This window comes from Paenibacillus sp. GYB004 (assembly GCF_036577605.1).
Taxonomy (GTDB): Bacteria; Bacillota; Bacilli; order Paenibacillales; family NBRC-103111; genus Paenibacillus_AB; species Paenibacillus_AB oceani.
The window spans coordinates 84521-107078 of record NZ_JARBDB010000063.1 but is presented as its reverse complement, the minus strand read 5'-3'; the positions used below and the strand labels follow the sequence as shown (position 1 = coordinate 107078).

The window sequence follows — 22558 nt, the reverse complement described above, 5'->3', positions numbered from 1 at the left end:
GACTAAAAATGTCCCGATAAAAATCCCGCCAGCTGCAATCCGTTTCGGGAGTGTGTCCGCGATCCATGAGGCAGATTTTGGATATTCAAAAGAGGCTGTTGCCGGATTTGACGGACGTCTTGAAGAAACGCTACACCATCTTGCATCATATATCGACGACGGGGGTTGTGGGCCGTCGCGCTTTGGCCACTCATCTGGAGCTAAGCGAACGGGTGCTGCGGGGCGAGGTCGATTTTCTGCGCGAGCAAGGATTGCTCGAGACGGAATCGTCCGGGATGAAGCTCAGCGACTCGGGCAGACAGCTGCTGGAGGATATGGAGCCGATCGTTAAGGAGCTGCTAGGGTTGTCCGATCTGGAGGAGACGCTGCGGACGCGGTTTTCGCTGCGCCAGGTTGTGATCGTACCCGGAGATTCGGATGTATCCGAACTGACGAAGAAGGAAGTGGGCCGGGCCGGAGCGGCCGCGCTGCGGAGATACGCATCGAAAAACGATGTCGTGGCCGTAGCAGGCGGATCTACGCTTGCGGAAGTGGCGAACTTTTTGACCCCGTCGGTTCAGATGAAAGGCAGCATGTTCGTGCCCGCAAGAGGCGGTTTGGGTGAAAGCGTCGAGCTGCAGGCGAACTCGATCGCTTCGACAATGGCGAAGAAAGCAGGCGGACAATACCGTCTGCTGCACGTGCCCGATCATTTAGGCGAGGAAGCCTATGTATCTCTCATGCAGGATCCGAACATACTGGAAATCGTCGAGGTTATTCGCAGTGCGCGTATCGTCGTTCACGGAATCGGCGACGCGATGGTGATGGCGCGTCGGAGGAAGGTAGACTTCCAGACGATTCAAGAGCTGACGGCGGAAGGCGCGCTGGCGGAAGCGTTCGGTTATTACTTCGATCGCGAAGGCCATGTCGTGCACAAGATGCAGACGGTCGGCCTGCGGCTCGAGGACATTCAGGAGACGGAAGTCGTCATCGCGGTAGCCGGGGGCAAGAGCAAAGGCGAAGCGATCGCGGCGGTTATGAAGTTCGGGCACGAGGATGTGCTCGTAACGGACGAAGCGGCGGCCACCGAGCTGCTGAAGTACGTGTAGGCCAGGTTATCTTGACAAGTCCTACAGGCTTGTCTTGACATACAAGATTCCATTTCTCTCGAGGAGGACTTTTCAATGGTTAAAGTAGGGATTAACGGATTTGGACGTATCGGACGGAACGTATTTCGGGCAGCGCTGAACAACGAGAATGTAGAAATCGTAGCGATTAACGATCTGACGGACGTCAGCACGCTGGCGCACCTGCTCAAATACGATACGACGCATGGCCGCCTGAACGCTACAGTAGAAGCAGGCGAAGGCGCACTGTTCGTAAACGGCAAAGAAATCAAAGTATTCGCCGAGCGCGATCCGGGCAACCTGCCTTGGGCTTCCGTAGGCGTAGAAATCGTCGTAGAATCGACCGGTATCTTCACGGCAAAAGAAAAAGCTGAGCTTCACCTGAAAGGCGGCGCGAAGAAAGTTATCATCTCCGCACCTGCATCGAACGAAGACATCACGATCGTTATGGGCGTTAACGACGACCAATACGATCCTGCCAAGCATACGATTATCTCCAACGCTTCCTGTACGACGAACTGCCTGGCGCCTTTCGCCAAAGTACTGAACGACAAGTTCGGCATCGTTAAAGGCATGATGACGACCGTTCACTCGTACACGAACGACCAGCAAGTACTTGACCTGCCGCATAAAGACCTGCGTCGTGCGCGTGCAGCAGCCGAGAACATCATTCCTTCTTCGACAGGCGCAGCGAAAGCCGTATCCCTCGTATTGCCTGAGCTGAAAGGCAAGCTGAACGGCATGGCGTTCCGCGTACCTACTCCGAACGTATCCGTAACGGATCTCGTAGCCGAGCTGAAAGTTAACGTGTCGGTTGACGACGTAAATGCAGCTCTGAAAGAAGCGGCTAACGGACCGCTTAAAGGGATCATGGTTTATACCGAGGAGCCGCTTGTATCCAGCGACTTCAACGGCGATCCGGCTTCCTCGACGATCGACGCGCTGTCGACGATGGTCGTAGGCGACAACCTCGTGAAAGTCGTATCCTGGTACGACAACGAGTGGGGCTACTCCAACCGCGTCGTGGACCTGGCTCATTTCATCGCCAACAAAGGACTGTAATATCGAATAACCGCGCTACAGGCGGGACGCTCTCGTACGTTCCGCCCGCGTAAGAAGGCAAGGGAAGGGGAGAAGCGATTCTCCTCTTTCCCTGTGTGTGCCTCCTTGTTTGACGGTAGACACTTTTACAAGAGGGGGAGTTCCCATGAATAAGAAAAGCGTTCGGGACGTTCAGACGGCCGGCAAGAAAGTATTCGTCCGCGTCGACTTTAACGTACCGCTGGAAAACGGCCAAATTACCGACGATACCCGGATCCGCGAGACGCTGCCGACGATTCGCTTCCTGACGGAGCAAGGCGCGAAGGTGATCCTCGCGAGCCATCTGGGGCGTCCGAAGGGACAAGTCGTCGAGGAGATGAGACTGACTCCGGTAGCGGCACGTCTGTCGGAACTTCTGGGCAAACCGGTGGTCAAAGCGGATGAAGCGATCGGCGAATCAGTCAAGGCGCAAATCGCCAGTCTGAACGACGGCGATGTATTGCTGCTCGAGAACGTACGTTTCTACGAAGGCGAAGAGAAAAACGATCCGGAGCTGGCAAAAGCGTTCGCCGAGCTGGCTGAGCTGTATGTGAACGACGCTTTCGGCGCCGCTCACCGCGCTCATGCATCCACGGAAGGGATCGCGCATCATTTGCCGGCCGTATCGGGACTGCTGATGGAGAAAGAGCTGGAAGTTCTGGGCAAAGCGCTGAACAACCCGGACCGTCCGTTCACCGCGATCGTCGGGGGCTCCAAAGTCAAAGACAAAATCGGCGTGATCGAACATCTGCTCGGTATTGCCGATAACCTGCTCATCGGCGGAGGTTTATCGTACACGTTCCTGAAAGCTCAAGGCTACGAAATCGGCAAATCGCTCGTCGACAACGAGAAGCTCGACCTGGCGCTGGGCTTCCTGAAAAAAGCGAAGGAAAAAGGCTGCAATCTGATGCTGCCGGTCGATATTGTGATCGGGGACGATTTCAGCAATAACGCCAACACCCGCGTCGTGCCGATCAACGAAATTCCGGCGGACTGGGAAGGCTTCGACATCGGACCGAAAACCCGCGAGCTGTACGCGGACGTCATCGCCAAATCGAAGCTGGTCGTCTGGAACGGACCGATGGGCGTATTCGAACTGAATCCGTACTTGAACGGAACCAAAGCGGTCGCGGAAGCTTGTGCGGTTACGCAAGGCTACACCGTTATCGGCGGCGGCGATTCCGCTGCGGCAGCCGAGAAGTTCCACCTGGCGGACAAGATGGACCACATCTCCACCGGCGGCGGCGCATCGCTTGAATTTATGGAAGGCAAAGCGCTTCCGGGCGTCGTTGCTCTGAACGACAAGTAAGAACGGCGTTACGCTTTTCACATACACATTCGCGCATCACGATGAACATAGCATGTAGTTTTACCAAGGGGACGTCCCCACTTTACATTCGAGAGGAGCGTTCGAAAATCCGATGAGAACTCCGATTATTGCAGGCAACTGGAAAATGTTCAAAACGGTCGGCGAAGCGACTGCGTTCATTCAGGAAGTGAAAGGCAAAGCGGAAGTGGACGGCGTGGAAAGCGTCATTTGCGCGCCTTATACGAGTTTGCCGGCTCTGATCCAAGCCGTGAAAGACACAACGCTCAAAGTCGGAGCGCAAAACCTTCACTGGGAAGACGGCGGCGCGTTCACGGGCGAGATCAGCGGCGCCATGCTGAAAGATCTGGGCGTCGACTACGTCATCATCGGCCACTCCGAGCGCCGGGCTTACTTCGCCGAGACGGATGAGAACGTCAATAAAAAAGTCCATGCGGCGTTCAAGCACGGACTTCTGCCGATCGTATGCGTCGGGGAGAGCCTCGAAGAGCGTGAAGCGGGCAAAACGAAGGATGTCTGCCGCGTACAGACGGAAGCGGCTCTGCAGGGCCTTAGCGCGGAGCAGGCGGCACAAGTCGTTGTAGCCTATGAGCCGATCTGGGCGATCGGCACGGGCAAAACGTCGACGGCCGAAGATGCGGCTGACGTAATCGGCTATATCCGCGAAAGAATCTCGGCAGTGTTCGGCGGCGAAGTCGCGGGCAAAGTGCGGATTCAATACGGCGGCAGCGTCAAACCGAACAACATCCGCGAATTTATGCAAAAAGAAGATATCGACGGCGCACTCGTAGGCGGCGCCAGCCTGGAGCCGGCTTCTTATGTCCAGCTCGTCGAGGGGGCGCGCTAAGATGGCCAGACCGAAACCGGTTGCGCTGATCATCCTGGACGGCTTCGGCTTGCGGGAGCAAACCGCAGGCAACGCCGTAGCGCAGGCTAAGAAGCCGAATTACGACCGTTACATGGCGACCTATCCGAATACGACGCTGACCGCCTGCGGCGAAGCCGTAGGGCTTCCTGAAGGGCAGATGGGCAACTCCGAGGTCGGTCATCTGAATATCGGCGCAGGCCGTATCGTGTATCAGGATTTGACCCGGATCTCCAAGTCGATCCGTGAAGGCGAGTTTTTCGAGAACGAGACGATTATCGGCGCGGCTCGGCATGCGAAGGAGCAAGGAAAGAAACTGCATCTGTACGGACTGCTGTCCGACGGCGGCGTACACAGCCATATCGAGCACCTGCTCGCGCTGATTGACCTAGCGAAGAAGGAAGGGCTCGACAACGTCTATATCCATGCGTTTCTCGACGGCCGCGACGTGGCTCCGGACAGCGCGAAAGGCTACATCGAGCGGGTACAAGCTCACATCGCCAAAGTCGGGATCGGCACGATTGCCACGGTTCAAGGCCGTTATTACGCCATGGACCGCGACAAGCGCTGGGAGCGGACCGAGAAGTCTTACCGTGCGATGGTGTACGGAGAAGGTCCTCAGTATACCGATCCTTTGCAGGCGGTCGCCGAATCGTACGACAAGTCGGTTTATGACGAGTTCGTCATGCCGACGGTCATTACGGATGCGGCAGGCAAGCCGGCCGGACTGGTTGAATCGGGCGATGCGGTCGTGTTCTTCAACTTCCGTCCGGACCGTGCCATCCAGCTGTCCCAAGTGTTCACGAACAGCGACTTCCGCGGCTTCGACCGGGGTGACCAGGCCCCTCAGGACTTGTATTTCGTTTGTTTAACGTTATTCAGTGAAACCGTAGGCGGCTTTGTTGCGTACAAACCGAAAGACCTCGATAACACGCTGGGCGAGGTGCTCGTGCAAAACGGCTTGAAGCAGCTCCGGATCGCCGAGACGGAGAAATACCCGCACGTGACGTTTTTCTTCAGCGGCGGCCGTGACGTCGAGCTTCCGGGCGAGACCCGGATCTTGATCAATTCGCCGAAGGTAGCGACGTACGATCTGCAGCCGGAGATGAGCGCTTATGAAGTGGCGGCTGCGGCTGTGAAAGAGATCGCAGCCGAGAACCATGATGCGATCATCCTGAACTTCGCCAACCCGGATATGGTCGGCCATTCCGGCATGCTGGAGCCTACGATCAAGGCGGTCGAAGCGACAGACGATTGTCTCGGCCAAGTGGTCGAGGCGGTGCTGGCCAAAGGCGGAGTCGCGATCATTACAGCCGACCATGGCAACGCGGATATGGTATTTGACGAGAACGGCCGTCCGTTCACCGCGCATACGACGAATCCGGTGCCTTTCATTGTGACCGACAAATCTGTTACACTAAGAAACGACGGCATCCTGGCGGATATCGCCCCGACGATACTGGAGCTGCTGCAGGTGGCGAAGCCGGAGCAGATGACCGGACGATCGATGCTGAGCAAGTAACTCGGGCAAGAGCGGTTTCAGGTAAACATTCGCGGGTCCGGACTTCTCCGTGAAGTCCCGGCCTCGCGTTTATACGGTCTGCTTCTGTTTCACCGGCAGGCTACATACTTTATCTAAGTGAAGGAGTGTCTACGAACCATGACTATTATTTCCGACGTTTACGCACGCGAAGTGCTCGATTCCCGCGGCAATCCGACCGTTGAGGTGGAAGTATACCTCGAATCCGGTGCAAAAGGACATGCGATCGTTCCGTCCGGCGCTTCGACCGGCGCTTACGAAGCTGTAGAGCTTCGCGACGGCGACAAAGGCCGTTACCTGGGCAAAGGCGTTCTGAAAGCTGTAGACAACGTGAACACGCTCATCGCTCCCGAGCTGATCGGTCTGGACGCTTTGGACCAAGTAGCGATTGACAATAAAATGATCGCGCTGGACGGCACGCCGAACAAGGCGAAGCTGGGCGCTAACGCGATTTTGGCCGTATCGATGGCAGTAGCCCGCGCTGCAGCCGACGCTTTGAACGTGCCTTTGTACACGTACCTGGGCGGATTCAACGCGAAGCAGCTTCCGGTTCCGATGATGAACATCATCAACGGCGGAGCTCATGCGGACAACAACGTAGACGTTCAAGAGTTCATGGTTCTGCCTGTTGGCGCTGCGTCCTTCAAAGAAGGATTGCGCTGGGGAACGGAAATTTTCCATAGTCTGAAAAGCGTTCTGAAGGAAAAAGGCTTGAACACGGCTGTAGGCGACGAAGGCGGCTTCGCGCCAAACCTGAGCTCCAACGAAGAAGCGATCCAAACGATCATTACGGCAATCGAGCGCGCAGGCTACAAGCCGGGCGTTGACGTCTTCCTCGGCATGGACGTTGCTTCCACCGAGTTTTTCAAAGACGGCAAATACCACCTCGAAGGCGAAGGCAAATCGTATACGCCGGAAGAGTTCGTTAACTTCCTGGCCGGTTGGGCCGAGAAGTACCCGATCGTGACGATCGAAGACGGCTGCGCTGAAGACGACTGGGCCGGCTGGAAGCTGCTGACCGAGAAGCTGGGCGGCAAAGTTCAGCTTGTGGGCGACGATTTGTTCGTCACGAACACCGAGCGTCTGTCCCGCGGTATCGAAGAAAATATCGGCAACTCGATCCTTGTCAAAGTCAACCAAATCGGTACGCTGACGGAAACGTTCGATGCGATCGAAATGGCGAAACGCGCAGGATACACGGCTGTTATCTCGCACCGTTCCGGCGAAAGCGAAGACAGCACGATCGCCGACATCGCGGTTGCAACGAATGCAGGCCAGATCAAAACGGGCGCGCCTTCCCGTACGGACCGCGTAGCGAAGTACAATCAGCTGCTCCGCATCGAAGATCAGCTTGGCACGACGGCTCGTTACCTGGGCCGCCAATCGTTCTATAACCTGAAAAACTTCAAATAAAAAGCTTTCCGCACTGCGGAATACTTGTAAGTTCAGCGGATTTACAGGGTAACTCTCGGAAAGTAGGGGATCCGGATGAGTCGGTGGATGACAACGATACTTTTTTTGGTGGGGTCAGCCATATTGACGGGGTGGATCCCCTACTCTTCTTTTTTTCGAAATGTCGATACGATGGTACATGAGCTCGGTCATGCGGTTGCTACGCTGGTATTGTCCGGCCAGGTGCTGTACATTGAGCTGTATTCGAATCATGCGGGCGTGACGTATTCGTACATCGAGCAAGGGTGGAAGACGATACCGCTCGGGCTTGCGGGGTATGTAACCGCGTCGCTGTTCGCTGTCTTTTTGTTCAATTGCTACAGGAAAGGGAAGCTGGGGCTTGGTTTTGTGGCGATGTCGCTGCTGGCCGTTCTGTCCCTCGCCTTTTTCGTCAACAATACGTTCGGCGTCCTATGGCTGATCGGGTTTATCGTGGTGAATGGGATCGCTATGTTCGTACCGTTCCCGTTTCTGCGCAAGTTTTACTATTTGCTCGTCTCGTTTATCTGTCTCGAGGAATCGGTCATGGGGCCGATCAACTTGATCTACATGTCGGTCATTGATCCGAGCCGGGCCGGAGATGCAAGCGGATTAAGCCGTTCGACGGGACTGCCCGCGATGTTGTGGGCGATTGTGTTCCTGATTTTTTCACTGCTGTGCGCCAGAAAAGCGATCGCCGATTTTATGGCGGTTAACCGTGCACGCAAAACGCCGGCTCCCCGCTGGGAAAGCCAGGTTTGATCAGATTGGTTCGGCTATCATTTAAAGATATGAAGGATTAGCTTCATTTGTTTATTAATGAGGCGTACGATTCATATTGTAAAGGATCGCGGCTTGTCCGTGTGACACAGTACGGATCCTATAACTAGCGACAATAATCGGCTGCAGACAAGGCGGATAAGCAAAGATGCGGATTCGAGCTTCGTTCCGGGCGAAATGCAGGATGATGAACTTGTCTTGGGACGCCGTTTGTGATACAATAAATATTGCTTTGTACTGTGGTTTTGAAACATTTGATCGTAAGATCATGTACGCAGATACATAGGGATTTCGAACTGGAGGTGGATCAAGTGGAAATTTTTCTGAAAATTTTGCTCGTCATCGCATCGATTGGCCTGATCGCTATCGTTCTTTTGCAAAAAGGGAAGAGTGCGGGATTATCCGGTGCCATCTCGGGCGGTGCGGAACACCTCTTCGGTAAACAGAAAGCACGCGGATTGGAATTACTTCTGTCCCGGGTAACGGTCGGATTTGCCGTATCGTTTTTCCTGTTGTCCCTTATCGTAGCATACGTGGTAAAAGCTTAAATGTCGACATCGAACGCAGCAGGGGTGCTAAGCTCCTGCTGTTTTTTAGTTGGCAAATCGTGGTTGCCCTTACAAGCGAGCGAAGGCTGCGGGCGGCATGGTTGCCGGGAATAGGCTGTCTCTACCACCAAGATGGTGCGGCTGCGCAGGCAGTCCTCCTTCGGAAACTGGCCGCAGCTGTATCGAATGTTTAAAGTGCATGGTTATCGTGTAAAAGCATAGAGAACATTCTTTATCGGAGAACGTCATGATTAGGGGGATGAGCGGGTCGAAAACGTCAATACTAACATACAGAGTAATTATCGACAGGAAACAGGTGATTTTATGATGACAGCCGAGCTATTGCTTGATTTTATGCGCGAGAAAGCGTACAAGCCGATGACGTATCAGGAGCTGGAGAAGCATTTCGAGATTTCGGATGCCGATGCATTTAAACAGTTTCTGAAGCTGCTGAATCAGTTGGAGGAAGCCGGAGAGATTATTCGTACCCGGACAGAGCGTTATGGGGTTCCCGAGCGGATGAATTTGCTGAAGGGCAAGCTTCAGGCTCACGCCAAAGGGTTCGGGTTTTTGCTGCCGGACGACAAAGAACATCCGGATATTTATATTCATGCGAACGACATGAACGGGGCGATGAACGGGGATATCGTGCTGGCCCGCATTACCTCCAAAAGTGCGGCCGGAGGCAGGCTGGAGGGGGAAGTTGTCCGGATCGTTACACGCGCGATCAAGCAAATCGTCGGGACGTTCCAGAGCTTCGAAAGTTATGCGTTCGTTATTCCGGACGACAAACGGATTACGAAAGATATTTTTATCCCGAAAGATTATTTCGAAGGCGCGGTAACCGGTCAGAAGGTCGTCGTCGATATCGTCACGTACCCGCAAGGGCGTGCGGCGGCGGAAGGCCGGGTTGTGGAAATTCTCGGGCATAAGGACGATCCGGGCGTGGACATTTTGTCCATTATCCGCAAATACCAGCTGCCGGAAGCATTCCCGGAGGAAGTGACCGCCGAGGCGGAAGGCGTGCCGGATTCGATCAGCGAGGACGACCTGCGCGGACGCCGGGATTTGCGGGATCGGACGATTGTGACGATCGACGGCGAAGACGCCAAGGATCTCGACGACGCGGTCAACGTAGAGCTGCTGCCGAACGGCAACTATCTGCTGGGCGTTCATATTGCCGACGTCAGTTACTACGTGCGCGAGAACTCCCCGCTCGACCGGGAAGCGTACAATCGCGGCTGCAGCGTTTATTTGGTCGACCGTGTTATTCCGATGCTTCCGCACCGGTTGTCAAACGGAATCTGCAGCTTGAACCCGAAGGTGGACCGGCTGACGATGTCGTGCGAGATGGAGTTCGACGCAGACGCCAGTGTGGTACGCCACGATGTGTTCACAAGCGTGATTAAGACGACGGAACGTATGACCTATACGAATGTGCGCAAAATATTGGCCGGTGAAGACGAAGAGGTCACGAGCCGGTACGCCGATCTCGTCGATTTCTTCAAGCTGATGGAAGAGCTGGCGATGAAGCTTCGCCGGAAACGGATGAAGCGCGGAGCGATCGACTTCGATTTCCAGGAGTCGAAAATACTGGTGGACGAAAACGGCAAGCCGACGGATATCGTCAAACGGGACCGTTCGATCGCCGAGCAGATTATCGAAGAGTTCATGCTGGCCGCGAATGAGACGGTGGCGGAACATTTCCACTGGCTGAAGGTGCCTTTCCTGTACCGGATTCACGAAAATCCGGACGGCGACAAGCTGCAGCACTTCATGGAGTTCATCACCAACTTCGGTTATGTCGTGCGCGGGAAAGGGAACACCGTTCATCCTCGTGCGTTGCAGACACTGCTGGAGGAAATCCGCGGGACGAAGGAAGAGACGATTATCAGCACGGTGATGCTGCGCTCGATGAAGCAGGCGAAGTACGATGCGAACAGCCTCGGCCACTTCGGTTTGGCCGCCGAGTATTACTCGCACTTTACGTCGCCGATCCGGCGTTATCCGGACCTGATCATCCACCGGGTGATCCGCGAGGTGCTGGAGAACGGTTCGCTGAGCGAGCTGCGTCATGAGTATTTGGGCGGACGGATGGACGATATTGCGAAGCAGTCGTCGGAGCGGGAACGGCTGGCGGCGGATGCGGAGCGGGACACCGAGGCTCTGAAAAAGGCCGAATATATGCTGGACAAGGTCGGCGAAGAGTTCGAGGGGATCATCAGCAGCGTGACCAACTTCGGTATTTTCGTTGAGCTGCAAAATACGGTCGAAGGGCTGATCCGGCTAAGCGATCTGTCCGACGATTATTATCATTATCATGAGCTGCAGCATGCGCTGATCGGCGAGCGGACGTCGAAGATTTACCGGATCGGCGACGAAGTGAAGGTGCGCGTAGCCCGGGTCAACCTTGAGGAGCACAACATCGATTTTGAAATGGTAGATGCGCAGCCGCGCGGGCAAAAGGTGAATTTCGTCGACGGGAACCGCGGACAACGGGGCAAGCGCGGCGACGAAGGCAAGGACCGCGAACGCGGACGGGGCGGCGTCGACATGTGGGGCTTTAGCCGCGGCGGCGGAGGCAAGCGTGGCGATCGCGGCGCGCGGACTGGCGGCGGTGCGGGAGCAGGCGGCGCAACAGGCGCGGGAGCAGCCGGAAGCGGCCGGGCGAGCGAGACCGGCGACGGCGGCGAGTGGACCAATGTGCGGCCGGGAGGCAAGCGAGGCGCAGGAGCAGGCGGCGGCAGCCGGGGCGGACGCGGGCGCACCGGCACCGGAGGCAGCGCGCGCGGCGGTGGCAGCGGAAGCGGCGGTAAGCGCGGAGGCGGCTTTGGCGCGTCGCGCAAGCCGGGCGGCGGCGGTGTGAAAGGCGGCGCTTTGGCAGGCGGCAAAAAGCGCGGGAAAAAATGATTATAGCGGTAGCCCCTCATTGATTTTGCGCAGGGAAGTTGATACAATGAATTCCTAGCGTAGTACGAACGGTATCGGACGGACCGCAAGGTTCGTCCGTTCCTTACTCGGAAGGAGGGGATGGAATTGACCAAGAAAAACGATGGCAAGCAGCTGGCTCAGAACAAGAAGGCGTCCTACGATTATTTTATCGAGGATACGTATGAAGCCGGACTTGTACTGACCGGTACCGAGATCAAGTCGCTGCGAGGCGGCCGGGCCAACATATCCGACGCATTCTGTACGATCCGTAACGGTGAAGCGTTCGTGAACAATATGCATATCAGCCCGTTTGAGCAAGGGAACCGCCACAATCCGTCCGATCCGACCCGAGCGAGGAAACTGCTGCTGAAGAAGGTACAGATTCACAAGCTGCTAGGCTTGGCGAAGCAGCAGGGTTACACGATCGTACCGCTCAAGATCTACGTGCGTAACGGCTATGCCAAGCTGCTGATCGGCGTCGGCAAAGGGAAGAAGCAGTTCGACAAGCGCGAAAGCGACGCGAAGCGGGATGCTCAGCGCGATATCCAGCGCGCGTTGCGTGAGAAGCAGAAGATTGCCCGCTAAAGCGACAGGTGCGTTAGGATTCATTGATAAGATTGCCATGGTTTTTTCCATGGGATCGTTGTCAGAGTGAACCTTCGTTTCCATCAAGAAGCGGTGTCGGAAGCAGCCAAATGTGATATACTGTGTATACAGCGATACGATGCGCTGTCGGTTTTCGGCTCCGCAAGCCGAACTTGCGAAGCACCTCGTTCCAGACGAGACTTCCGATCACGGGGGCGTTTTTGGATTCGACGGGGATAGTTCGAGCATGAGTAGCGGGTAGTGGGGCTGCGTCCACTTCAACAACGCGAACGCCAATTTAACTGGCAAACAACAACCAAAACTCGCTTTCGCAGCTTAATAACCTGTGATGCGGCTTCTACCCTGCATCGCCCATGTGCCGGGATAGGGGCTCAACCTTAGTGGGATACGCTGTCTAGTCTCCGCCTGGGGCTAGCTGAAGAAGACAATCAGGCTGACCTGAAGAGTAGCCGGTGACGGGGCGACTCTAGGGTGACATCAAATCTGTCACTACACCCGTAGAAGCTGGTGTGGCGTTATCTTCGGACAGGGGTTCGACTCCCCTCGCCTCCATACCAAACGAAAGCACCCCTAAAGGGTGCTTTTTTGTTTGGTATGGGATTTGGGAGGAGAACCCCTGTCCGAAGAGGACATTGGGGGGCAGATCGCGCGGACCGAAGCGAAGCGGAGGGAGCACGCAATCGAAATCTACCGCTGCGATCTGCATCGTCGAATGGGCATCGGCAGAAAGTATAATCAAGATTGTCGATACTCCCCTCGCCTCCATACCAAACGAAAGCACCCCTAAAGGGTGCTTTTTTGTTTGGTATGGGATTTGGGAGGAGAACCCCTGTCCGAAGGAGGACATTGGGGGGCAGATCGCGCGGACCGGAGCGAAGCGGAGGGAGCACGCAATCGAAATCTACCGCTGCGATCTGCATCGTCGAATGGGCATCGGCAGAAAGTATAATCAAGATTGTCGATACTCCCCTCGCCTCCATACCAAACGAAAGCACCCCTAAAGGGTGCTTTTTTGTTTGGTATGGGATTTGGGAGGAGAACCCCTGTCCGAAGGAGGACATTGGGGGGCAGATCGCGCGGACCGAAGCGAAGCGGAGGGAGCACGCAATCGAAATCTACCGCTGCGATCTGCATCGTCGAATGGGCATCGGCAGAAAGTATAATCAAGATTGTCGATACTCCCCTCGCCTCCATAGCATGCAGAGCACCCGAAAGGGTGCTTTTTGCATGCTATTAGGCAGGGAGGCAGAACCCCTGTCCGAAGAGGACAATGGGGGGCAGATTGTGCGGACCGTAGCTAAGCGGAGGGAGCATCTCTATTTTTTCGCAATTTCTCTTACAAAGGGTTCAATAGTTGTAAGGATTTGGCGACGGTTTCGAACTTTTTCTTTCGTGCTTGGGTTTTATCATTAATTTCCATACCGTTTCTCATTTCGTCACTCGACATCAACCCTTAAATTATCATATATTCAGACGAATTCCTTTTTAGAGAGGTTAAATCTTTATCCCTGCACAATAAGAATAAGCAGCCTTGCGGGAATGGCGGGTATCCGAACTCAATACCAAGTTGTTTTTCAAAATTTACGCTTCCGAATCCATGAGACCGATGAATTCCCGGATCGGCTGTCGTCTATATAAACGAAGACATAAATGAACACAAACTAATTTGACGAAGAGGTGTTTTGAAAATGGCATTAACGTCCGTATTCACGAGCTTCAACCTGCCTGTAAAAAACGTAAAACAATCGAAAGCATTCTTCACTGGACTCGGATTCGAGCTCAACCCGCAATTCCCCGAGAACGAGAATTCGGTAGCCATCGTGATCGGCGACAACCTGCAGGTCATGCTGATCAATCAAGCATTCTTTAATACGCTCACGGAGAAGGAATCCGTCGATACGAGCAAGTATGCGCAGATGACGATCGCACTGGCCTTCGAGAGCCGGGAAAAGGTCGATGAAATCGTGAATACCGCGGTCTCCTTGGGCGGGAAATTGCATGCTGAACCTGAAGATCATGGGTTCATGTATCATTGGGGCTTTGTGGACTTGGACGGCCATCTATGGGCCATTAATTACATGAACATGGATGCGGCACAAGGTTAAGACTAACGGAGAGCACGCTCGTACTAGGGTTCAAAAAGAAAGACGCCGGGCATCTTCCCCGGTGTCTTCTTCGCGATGATTAGTTTTGTTCGGTATAAATTTTGAAATTGTCCATGATGGCTTGCCAGCCTGCTTGCTGGAACTCGACGGGATTGGAGCTTTCCGCGTCGAACGTTTCAATGACCTTCGTCTCATTCCCTTGATCGACGAAAGCAATATCCACTCTTCTTCCGTCTTCCATGGTGTAGCCGATCGCCTCATGCCGATTCACGACATCGTAGACGCCGCCAAAATCAAAGCCCATGCTGCAGTCCTTCGCTTCCATCCGTGTCAGAAACTTGCCGCCGACCCGCAGATCGTTTTCGGCTCTCGGTGCATGCCAGTCCTCGGACGCTTGATTCCACTTCGTGATGTGATCCGGCTCGGTCCAATAGCGCCATACCTTCTCGACAGGGGCTTGAATGACGGCTTGCACGGTTACTTTCGTCGGTTGACTCGTTTCCATTTTAAATAGACACCTCTCTCATGATATTCGTCGTTTGGTTATTCTCAATGATATAGACGTAAGCCAATGACGAAATTCATTGGTCCATTCGCTCAGGCAGCCCAAATCGCGAAAATAATGGCGTATGAATGAAGTTTTGAACGTGCAGGATTTGATTTTCTTTGGTTTCGATGACGTGGATGCCCCAGGGTACCAGGCCAGAGCCTTCTTTGTCCGGCATATACTGGGCCAACGCCGGATAACCGCCATTCACCGTAATGGGCACAAATCGCGAACCTTCGCAATGCCAGCGAGTAAGCGAATAGAAGGCGGACAAATCTTCCTTGCCGCGGATCCACATCTCGAAGGGCGGCATCGACATGCAGCCTTCCTCGTGGAACAACTCGACAAGCGCAGCAATATCGAATTGCTCGAAGGCCTCCACATACCGGGACAGCAGCTGCTGCTCCGGTTGAACGTCCATGCTGCTGAGCTCATCCGAGCGAAGCTGCGCCCGGTCCATCGTCTCTCGGGCTCTTTGCAAGGCGCTATTCACCGCTGCCGGCGACATCGCCAACGTTTCCGCGATCTGCTTGGAGGACCATTCAAATACATCCTTCAAAATGAGTACCGCGCGCTGCCGCGGAGGTAAGGTCTGCAGAAGAGCGATGAAGCACAGTTGAAGGGTATCTCTGCGGACGAGCTGATCCTCCGGATTGCCCCCAAAGTCGGGAGACGGCCAGATCCAGGCAGAGTCCGGCAGTGTGTCGCGCGGCTCGACGATGGCGAAGGCCGGGTCGAACAGGTCAACGGGAAGCGCGCGGCGTTTGGATTGTCTCAGCTTGTCCAAGCACAGGTTGGAGGCAATCCGATAGACCCAAGTTTTGAACGAGGAATCCTGTCTGAACGTGCTCCAGCTCTGCCAGACCCGAATACTCGTCTCCTGAACGGCATCGTCCGCATCGTCCATGGAGCCTAGCATTCGGTAACAGAACGAGGTTAAGCCCGGCTTCAAGCTTGCAAATAATGGTTCGTCAAATGCGGTCTCGTTCATCGCGGCCTCCCTTAACGATCTCCCCGAAGGGTGGTACCATCATTATATGCTTTGAAGCGGACAGCCTCAATCCGAAAGGTTCGGAGGTGACCAAGATGCGCTGGGAAGAGGTTCGTGAACAATTTCCTGAAGAGTGGGTTGTTTGTGAAGCTTTAAAGTCCCGCTCGGAGGACGGATACTGGCTTATTGATGAGGTGGCAGTCATTGATCGCTTTGAAGATTCGTCTGTTGCCATGAAACGCTACTATGAGCTGCATCGGGCACAGCCTTATCGGGAATACGGTTTTTTTCACACGTCCCGCGAAACGCTCAAGCTTCGGGAGAAATGGGCGGGGGTACGGGGAACGAGATGAAAATCGATGTGAAGTATGGATTGCCTTTTATTGAAGTGGTCATTTGTTATCGTGGAGAAGAGCTTCATTTAAGGAATGTACTACTCGATACGGCTCAGCTGGAACTATTTTAGCGCAGATATAGTGGATGCCATCGGGGTCAAAATTGAGCCAGGTGACTTTTTGAATAAAATCAGGGCGTGGGTGGAGTTGAGGTTGTGTACTCCAAACTATTTGATTTTGTGCAAGCAGGAGAAGTGACTTTTGAAGGATTTGAAGTGGAAATTGGAGAAATGAACTATGGAATGGAGATTGACGGCATTATTGGTTTTGACTATATTCAATCAGCCGGTTTGGTGATTGATTCAAAAGCAATGACAGTGAATGCGAGAGAGTAGCTATCCCACTTCATCAAAATCCGGAGCACACGGCGGCGGATTCAAGATTCGCCCGGTTACACTTCGCCTCCTCCATTAGCCAAATCCACAACCTGATGGTTGTGGATTTTTGGCTATACTATACGTTTGCGACTGTAATGTCGAGTGATTGCTCATGGAAGTGCACATTCCCTTGCTAGACAACTAGAAGAAGGGATTACTTCCCTAGATGTTGATAATCTCTACAGAGATACTTTCACACTTATGTATAAATGCTTACCGTCAGTTGAATCCAGATATTCGCTAGAAATACTGTAATCTTTATTTAAATATTGATTCTTTTCTAAAATATTTTTTACTGTTTTAAATAATACCAGTATTTCCATTACATCAATATGATTCACTTTAAATAAGCTCGAGTTAGAGGTAGCGCTGTTGTTATTGGCTAAATTTATAGCTACTTTGGAAGAATCATTTGCCCTGATAATAGTACTTCCTTGATTGTTTAATAAATCTATAAAATGATCTATAGATAAATCAATACTTTTAGACACTACAAAGTTTGGTATATCTATGTTCTCAAAAGATAGATGATTTCTTGTCGTTACAATAAACTCGAAATTGCTTGTATCGTGATGTCGAATCATGGCGTAGTGTGAACCATTTTGCTCAATAAAATTGTCCTTGTTATAACTAAGCGCATGGTTGCATAACTCGCAAGCAAATCTCACCATTAACCGATCCCCCACTTTGATTATTCGATTTTGTCGAAATACTAAATGAAATATTACCACAATTTGCAATGACTTTACACATCTTGGTGATTTTCGATAGTATTTTCTTCGGTAAATGGCAACCTATACGAATTGCGACATCTAGATGAACTAATATTTAGGCACTCTCAAAAAAATAACTGATCAAATCGCTCAAATCGATACCTTATCTCGCTGGAAATCCATACTTCAGACGGACCCCGAGGGGGTACACGGTCATAGTTTCTTCAACAGGTATTTCCCTCGGTTGCCGTGCAGAAAAGACTACTTGGTTCAGGGCTCGTTTTGATAGCAAGTCCGGTGGTCGACGAATGGTGGAATTGCTAACCCAAACGTCGCCTCCATACACTGGGAGGAGGGGGGCGGAGCGCGCAGCCAGAACGAAGCGCAGGAGCATGCAATCGAAATCAAATACTGCGACCGGCATCTTTTGGTGCGCTTCGGTCGAAAGTGAAATCGGAATTGTCGATACTTCCTCGCCCTCACCATCACGAAACTCATTCGCATGAGGAGTTTTTTTGCTTTATAAATGAACACAGGCTTGTTATTATGTATATACATTATAAAAGTTATTACGTTTATAAGGTATAACGGTGATCATGCAGATCATACTTATAGGGGGTAGAATACCTAATGAATGGGGTCGTTAAAGTGTCAGATGATAAATCGAATGGGATGCGGTATACCCGCAAAATAGGGCGAATGGGCAACAGCTTGGGAGTAAGCTTGCCCAAGAGATTGGCTGACAAATTGAATGTTGCGCAAGGGGATGAAATCGAATTCAGAGAAAATGACCGTGGTGAAGTCGTATTGAAAAAGGCTCGGCAGGTGAAGCTCCCAGATAATGTTAGACCGGAAGTTTTAGAAGCGTTTTATGATGTGTTTGAGGAAGATGAAGGCATCCTTCAGGATTTAAGGGACCGTTGATATGACAATCTTTCTGACTAAAGAAGAGGTTATATCCGCTCACTATTTCATGATGAAAAGAATGAACGACGCAGAGCAAGCGGGTGTGAAGGATCATGGCCTGTTGGAATCTGCGGTACATAGACCCCAGCAAAGTGTTTTTGGAGAAGATGCTTATCCCAGTTTATTTGACAAAGCTGCAGCTCTATTGGAGTCTCTAGTGAAAAACCATTGTTTTCACAACGGTAATAAACGGACGGCCTATATGGCGACAAAATCTTTTTTGATCTTAAATGGATACTATTTGCGGATGGAACGTCAATATGCGGTGGAATTTATCGTAGATATTGCAAAGGGGTTATACTCGTTGGAAACAACAGCTCATCGATTACAAGAGCATTCGGTAGAAAGATAATTCATAGATCATTCGTTCCGTAACAAAAACTACCTGTGGCTACAGCGCATACGGAAGAGTGGCATGTTCAGGGCGGCAATCCCATCGCCTCCATTCTATAAGGAAGCATAGCACCCGAACGGTTGCTTTCTTTCAGGCTGTTGATAAACCCCTGTTTTTGATGAAGGATTGGCGTTGCAAATTCCTGAAGTCTCCCTCAACAACCTGTTTCTGTCGACGCTTACGGGGCAACGGGAGGATCGTACACACAGAGGGAGCTTACGAAGCTCACAACGAAGCCTGCCGCTGCGCTAAGCTCCCAACGTACACTTCCTTCAGCAGCAAGGCTAGTCAAGACTGCCCTGCTCCCTCAAGTCCCTCAAATCCACCCGTTTCCCATCCGCCCGATCCCTAAAATTCTTATCCCATAAACCCGCATACGCCTGTGCGCGGGGAGTTGACGACCGGGAGGAGCATGTCCTCACCGCATTTGTGGTTTTCTGCGCAGGTATCGCACAACCAGCCGGACTCCTCGTATTGGCATTCGGAGCAGATGTATTCCGCCTCGGCGTCTCCGCATTCGGTGCAGGAGATATCGGGAGCTACGTTGCGGGCGAGGAGCTCGATGCCAGGCGAATCGGGTTTGGTTCCTAAACGTTCCTCCACCACCTTCAGGCTCAATTCCGTCGTTGATCCCATATCGTACTCATGCAGGAAAGACAGGTCTTTTTTCAGCACCTTCCCCAATCGGATCTGCATGCTTTTGTCGCCGAACTCTTCATCCGGTGAAGAGCCATAAGTACGATCCCTCACGATGAACAGACTCAGATGTCCGCAGCATTCCAGCCAGAGATCCCTTAGGAAATGGTCCAGATCGGTTAACGTCGCGTCAGCGCTTGCTTCCAGGTACAGCCAGTACTTAGGCAAGTAGCGGTCTTGCACACGAATCAGAAAATATCGGTTGTTTCCGTCCTGCAGCACTCGTTTGGGACAAGTTTGCAGATGCTTCCCAATGGCGCTTTTGCCAACTTCTTTTTCGCAGCTGGTACAAATTCCTTTAGTCGTTTTGCCCATAGCGATGCCCCTTCCGTAACGTACTGTATTTATGTTCATTATAACTATAAGGACAAGCGAGTAAAAGATGTCTTAAGGCAGATGGCGGCACTCCTTCCCCTAAAGTCATTTATTAACCCAATAGCGGAGATTCGAATTAAACGGAATGGATACAAGAGAGAGCGGCAAGGAGCGGAGCAGGCATCCGGTTGTTGCTTTTTCGTTGTGGTGGAGTTCGGGGAACCGTTTCGGGGCATACTAAAAATATCCAATCACGTTCGAATCAAATAGAAAAAAATTTCCCGAAGGCCGATACATTTTTTCAAAAAACATTGCGGCTGTACAGGTTTGTCGAATAAAATTGAAAAGCAACGAACTGTGTTATGTCATTACGATAGGGATTCAGACGAGACGAGGGTACTGCCGGCACCATCTCATTCTATGGCAGACTGATTCTAGCGTTTCCCCGGGTTCGGTTTGACGCGATAAAGAAGAGAGGAACTAAAGTGGGAGCAGTTTCCAGGAAAGCAATCATTCGAAGAAAGATATTGAAGGCAGTTTCTGTAATCGTTGGCGGTTTTATTACAGCGTATGGTTTGGAAGCCGTGCTGATCCCCAACAACGTATCGGACGGGGGCGTGACCGGCCTGAGCATCGTCGGCTCGCAATGGAGCGGTCTGCCGCTTGCTCTGTTGATTGCCGTGATTAACATTCCTTTCATTTTTTTGGGTTACAAGCAGATCGGCAAAAGCTTTGCGATTTTCTCGGTGCTGGGCATCGCGTCGCTTGCGATCGGTACGACGGTGATGCACCATATCCCGACGATTGTGCAGGGCGATACGTTGCTGGTTACCGTGGTCGGCGGCATTATTATCGGTTTTGGCATGGGGCTGGCGCTGCGTAACGGCGGTGCGCTGGACGGGATTGACATGCTGGCTGTGCTGCTGGCTCGCAAGCTGCCGTTCGGAACGAGCGATCTGATTTTGTTTCTGAACTTGTTCGTCTTTATCGTCGTCTCGACAGTGTTTGGGCTTCAAGGCGCGATCTTGTCGGGTATCGCTTATTTTATCGCTTCCAAGGTCATTCATATTGTGGAGGAAGGATTAAGCGGCTCCAAAACGTACAAGATCATAACCAGCCAGGCGGAAGAGATGATTGAGACGATCCGCGACCGGTTGGGGCGCAGCTCCACCTACACGTTCGTCCACGGCGGTTATTCCAACGAGCAGTTCAAAGAAATCACATGCGTGATCAACCGGCTTGAGGAAAGCAAAATGAGGGAGATTATTAATGAGATCGACGATAAAGCGTTCATTATCGTATATGATATAGCGGAAGTGAAAGGCGGCAACTTCCGTAAGCGCAATATCCACTAGACGGAGGCCGGTGACGATGTTAATGGCGGCATAGTCATCGCAATGATACAAGGAAGCACTGGGCAGCTAGAAACTCCCGGTGCTTTTTCGCGTAATATACGAAAACATGTATCCTTTTGGCCTGCCGGACGCGCATCTGAATGCAAATCTTCTGCCAAAAGTTTGACGAGTACAGCTAGAATAAGGCACTATGGATACAGAACGCGTTGTTGTATAGCCTGGACGGGAATTTTCACGGGGGCATGCGCGTACTGCTCTTTTCGCTCCGCACCCATCCCATATGAGACAAGGAGGAGGAGGCGTATGGACCGATCCAAAGCGATAGTGACGCTGCTGGTCGTGAACCTGTTGGCTGTCCTGTATATCGGATACAAGCAGAACGGCGAAATTCGCAGCCAGAGCAGCCAGACAGACTCGCAACTCCACATCCTGCAGCAGCAGGTGCAGATGCTGGAAAGCCAGATTGTTAACGGGATCAGCCGTGAGCTGACCGCCCAGGCCGACAAGGTGGAACGGCTCGACTATGAATTAACCGAAGCGGATTTGGCTCAGAAGAAAGCGAAGGTTGGTTTGCAGGTGGCGCTGAAAGAAGTGTCGCCCTCCGCCGTCATTGCGGTATCTGTGCGCCGCGACGGCCAGGTGAAGCCGCTGGAAGCGGTACTGGAGCCTCAAGGGGGCATGCAGTATGGAACCGAGCTGGAACTGTCTCTGGAGCATAATTACGAGCTGACCGTATGGGAACGAAGCGGCAACGGACAGAAGCAGCTGAACGCCGAGACGCGCCGGCTGCCGCTGATGGACGATATGTATCGCAACCGTGTGTCCAAGGCAAGCACGGGGACCGGCCTTTCCAATGACAGGTTGAATGCGGACTTTTCCTTTTTATTAAAAGATTTGGGGATACCGGGAACCGGGCTGGAGCAGGCCTTGCTTCGCATCCGAAAAGGCGGCGAGGTATATGACGAGATCGATGTGACGGCGCAGGCGACGCCGCGCTCAGGCCTGTACGGGGAGATCGAGGATCATTACAAAGTAGCTCGCGCATCCGGTCAGATCGACAATTCCGTGACGCTGGAGCAATTTGCCCGCGACAAAGGCTTCAATCCCGATCGGTACGTTCCGACCGCTACGGCGGGAGAGCCGTCGCCCTATGCGCAGTATTCGCTGCTGTATACGATCGAATTTGCTAAAGATTACCCGGAATTGAAGCTTAACCGCGATTTGGCGGAGCAAATTTCCTTTGAATGGGTGCTGCGGTTCGAGGACGGCTATGAGCATCTGAATTAATTCGACGTTGTCCCAGAACGACACCGGCAGGTGAGCCGATCCAAGGCGGCTAGCAGGGACGCTTTCCAAAACCTTGATAGAGGTGGGGGGAGCGTCCTTTTGCCTGCATACCATGTCACGATGGGGCATCAAAACCGTGCGCGTTGCAAAATAAGCTTGGGGGAGAGAACCTCAGCGTGAAGGAGGGGGCCCGGAGGCGTTCG

The 22558-nt window shown here is 52.8% G+C and carries 21 protein-coding genes and 1 other RNA gene; 18 read left to right on the top strand and 4 right to left on the bottom strand.

The genetic code is table 11. The annotated features are described in order from the left end of the window. The first annotated feature begins 65 nt into the window (after positions 1–65). The 12 genes from PV433_RS27995 to PV433_RS27940 all read left to right on the top strand — a co-directional run bounded on the left by PV433_RS27995 (position 66) and on the right by PV433_RS27940 (position 14319). Positions 66–1088: a sugar-binding transcriptional regulator gene (locus PV433_RS27995; RefSeq protein WP_332075325.1), complete on the top strand. Its 1023-nt coding sequence runs from the start codon at positions 66–68 to the stop codon at positions 1086–1088. A 75-nt stretch (positions 1089–1163) separates the two neighbouring features. Then, positions 1164–2168: a type I glyceraldehyde-3-phosphate dehydrogenase gene (gene gap, locus PV433_RS27990; RefSeq protein WP_332075324.1), complete on the top strand. Its 1005-nt coding sequence runs from the start codon at positions 1164–1166 to the stop codon at positions 2166–2168. 145 nt (positions 2169–2313) lie between these two features. Beyond that, a complete protein-coding gene (locus PV433_RS27985) occupies positions 2314–3495 on the top strand; it encodes a phosphoglycerate kinase (protein WP_332075323.1) in 1182 nt (393 codons plus the stop codon). A 112-nt stretch (positions 3496–3607) separates the two neighbouring features. Continuing rightward, entirely contained in the window at positions 3608–4360 is a 753-nt protein-coding gene (gene tpiA / locus PV433_RS27980; protein WP_332075322.1) for a triose-phosphate isomerase, read from the top strand. Position 4361: 1 nt separating this feature from the next. Then, positions 4362–5900, top strand: a complete 1539-nt coding sequence (gpmI, locus tag PV433_RS27975) for a 2,3-bisphosphoglycerate-independent phosphoglycerate mutase (protein ID WP_332075321.1) — start codon at positions 4362–4364, stop codon at positions 5898–5900. A gap of 138 nt (positions 5901–6038) precedes the next feature. Continuing rightward, positions 6039–7331 (top strand): phosphopyruvate hydratase, encoded by a 1293-nt coding sequence (gene eno / locus PV433_RS27970; RefSeq protein ID WP_190930273.1) that lies wholly within the window; start codon positions 6039–6041, stop codon positions 7329–7331. Positions 7332–7454: 123 nt separating this feature from the next. Continuing rightward, the gene (locus PV433_RS27965; protein WP_442951585.1) at positions 7455–8111 is read left to right on the top strand and encodes a M50 family metallopeptidase; all 657 of its coding nucleotides are present in this window, start codon (positions 7455–7457) and stop codon (positions 8109–8111) included. Between the two features lie 329 nt (positions 8112–8440). Next, complete coding sequence (gene secG, locus PV433_RS27960; RefSeq protein WP_190930271.1) at positions 8441–8677, top strand: preprotein translocase subunit SecG; 237 nt, start codon at positions 8441–8443, stop codon at positions 8675–8677. 324 nt (positions 8678–9001) lie between these two features. Next, positions 9002–11587 carry a ribonuclease R gene (gene rnr, locus PV433_RS27955; protein WP_332075319.1) on the top strand — a complete coding sequence of 862 codons (2586 nt, stop codon included), beginning with the start codon at positions 9002–9004 and terminating at the stop codon, positions 11585–11587. Between the two features lie 126 nt (positions 11588–11713). Next, on the top strand, positions 11714–12193 hold the full coding sequence (gene smpB / locus PV433_RS27950) for an SsrA-binding protein SmpB (RefSeq protein ID WP_317891258.1): 480 nt from the start codon (positions 11714–11716) through the stop codon (positions 12191–12193). 211 nt (positions 12194–12404) lie between these two features. Continuing rightward, positions 12405–12769, top strand: a transfer-messenger RNA (tmRNA) gene (gene ssrA / locus PV433_RS27945). Between the two features lie 1133 nt (positions 12770–13902). Continuing rightward, positions 13903–14319 (top strand): VOC family protein, encoded by a 417-nt coding sequence (locus tag PV433_RS27940; protein ID WP_332075318.1) that lies wholly within the window; start codon positions 13903–13905, stop codon positions 14317–14319. A 79-nt stretch (positions 14320–14398) separates the two neighbouring features. On the opposite strand, the gene PV433_RS27935 is transcribed toward PV433_RS27940, so the two are convergent. Beyond that, positions 14399–14824 (bottom strand): SRPBCC family protein, encoded by a 426-nt coding sequence (locus tag PV433_RS27935; protein WP_332075317.1) that lies wholly within the window; start codon positions 14822–14824, stop codon positions 14399–14401. 76 nt (positions 14825–14900) lie between these two features. Beyond that, the gene (locus PV433_RS27930) at positions 14901–15857 is read right to left on the bottom strand and encodes a sigma-70 family RNA polymerase sigma factor (protein WP_332075316.1); all 957 of its coding nucleotides are present in this window, start codon (positions 15855–15857) and stop codon (positions 14901–14903) included. Positions 15858–15952: 95 nt separating this feature from the next. Between PV433_RS27930 and PV433_RS27925 the strand changes: the two genes are divergently transcribed. Then, a complete protein-coding gene (locus PV433_RS27925; protein ID WP_332075315.1) occupies positions 15953–16210 on the top strand; it encodes a hypothetical protein in 258 nt (85 codons plus the stop codon). Between the two features lie 197 nt (positions 16211–16407). Next, complete coding sequence (locus PV433_RS27920) at positions 16408–16587, top strand: hypothetical protein (RefSeq protein ID WP_332075314.1); 180 nt, start codon at positions 16408–16410, stop codon at positions 16585–16587. Positions 16588–16808: 221 nt separating this feature from the next. On the opposite strand, the gene PV433_RS27915 is transcribed toward PV433_RS27920, so the two are convergent. Continuing rightward, the gene (locus PV433_RS27915) at positions 16809–17300 is read right to left on the bottom strand and encodes a hypothetical protein (protein ID WP_332075313.1); all 492 of its coding nucleotides are present in this window, start codon (positions 17298–17300) and stop codon (positions 16809–16811) included. 672 nt (positions 17301–17972) lie between these two features. Here PV433_RS27915 and PV433_RS27910 point away from each other — a divergent pair. Together PV433_RS27910 and PV433_RS27905 are read left to right on the top strand one after the other, a co-directional pair. Next, positions 17973–18266 (top strand): AbrB/MazE/SpoVT family DNA-binding domain-containing protein, encoded by a 294-nt coding sequence (locus PV433_RS27910; protein ID WP_332075312.1) that lies wholly within the window; start codon positions 17973–17975, stop codon positions 18264–18266. A gap of 1 nt (position 18267) precedes the next feature. Next, complete coding sequence (locus tag PV433_RS27905; protein WP_332075311.1) at positions 18268–18660, top strand: type II toxin-antitoxin system death-on-curing family toxin; 393 nt, start codon at positions 18268–18270, stop codon at positions 18658–18660. A gap of 399 nt (positions 18661–19059) precedes the next feature. Here the strand turns inward: PV433_RS27905 and PV433_RS27900 are convergent, their stop codons facing one another. Continuing rightward, a complete protein-coding gene (locus PV433_RS27900) occupies positions 19060–19713 on the bottom strand; it encodes a hypothetical protein (protein ID WP_332075310.1) in 654 nt (217 codons plus the stop codon). Between the two features lie 527 nt (positions 19714–20240). Here PV433_RS27900 and PV433_RS27895 point away from each other — a divergent pair. Both PV433_RS27895 and PV433_RS27890 read left to right on the top strand, forming a co-directional pair. Next, positions 20241–21068, top strand: coding sequence for a YitT family protein (locus tag PV433_RS27895; protein ID WP_442951584.1), 828 nt, complete (start codon positions 20241–20243; stop codon positions 21066–21068). Positions 21069–21371: 303 nt separating this feature from the next. Next, the gene (locus PV433_RS27890) at positions 21372–22355 is read left to right on the top strand and encodes a hypothetical protein (protein WP_332075308.1); all 984 of its coding nucleotides are present in this window, start codon (positions 21372–21374) and stop codon (positions 22353–22355) included. Positions 22356–22558 lie beyond the last annotated feature (203 nt).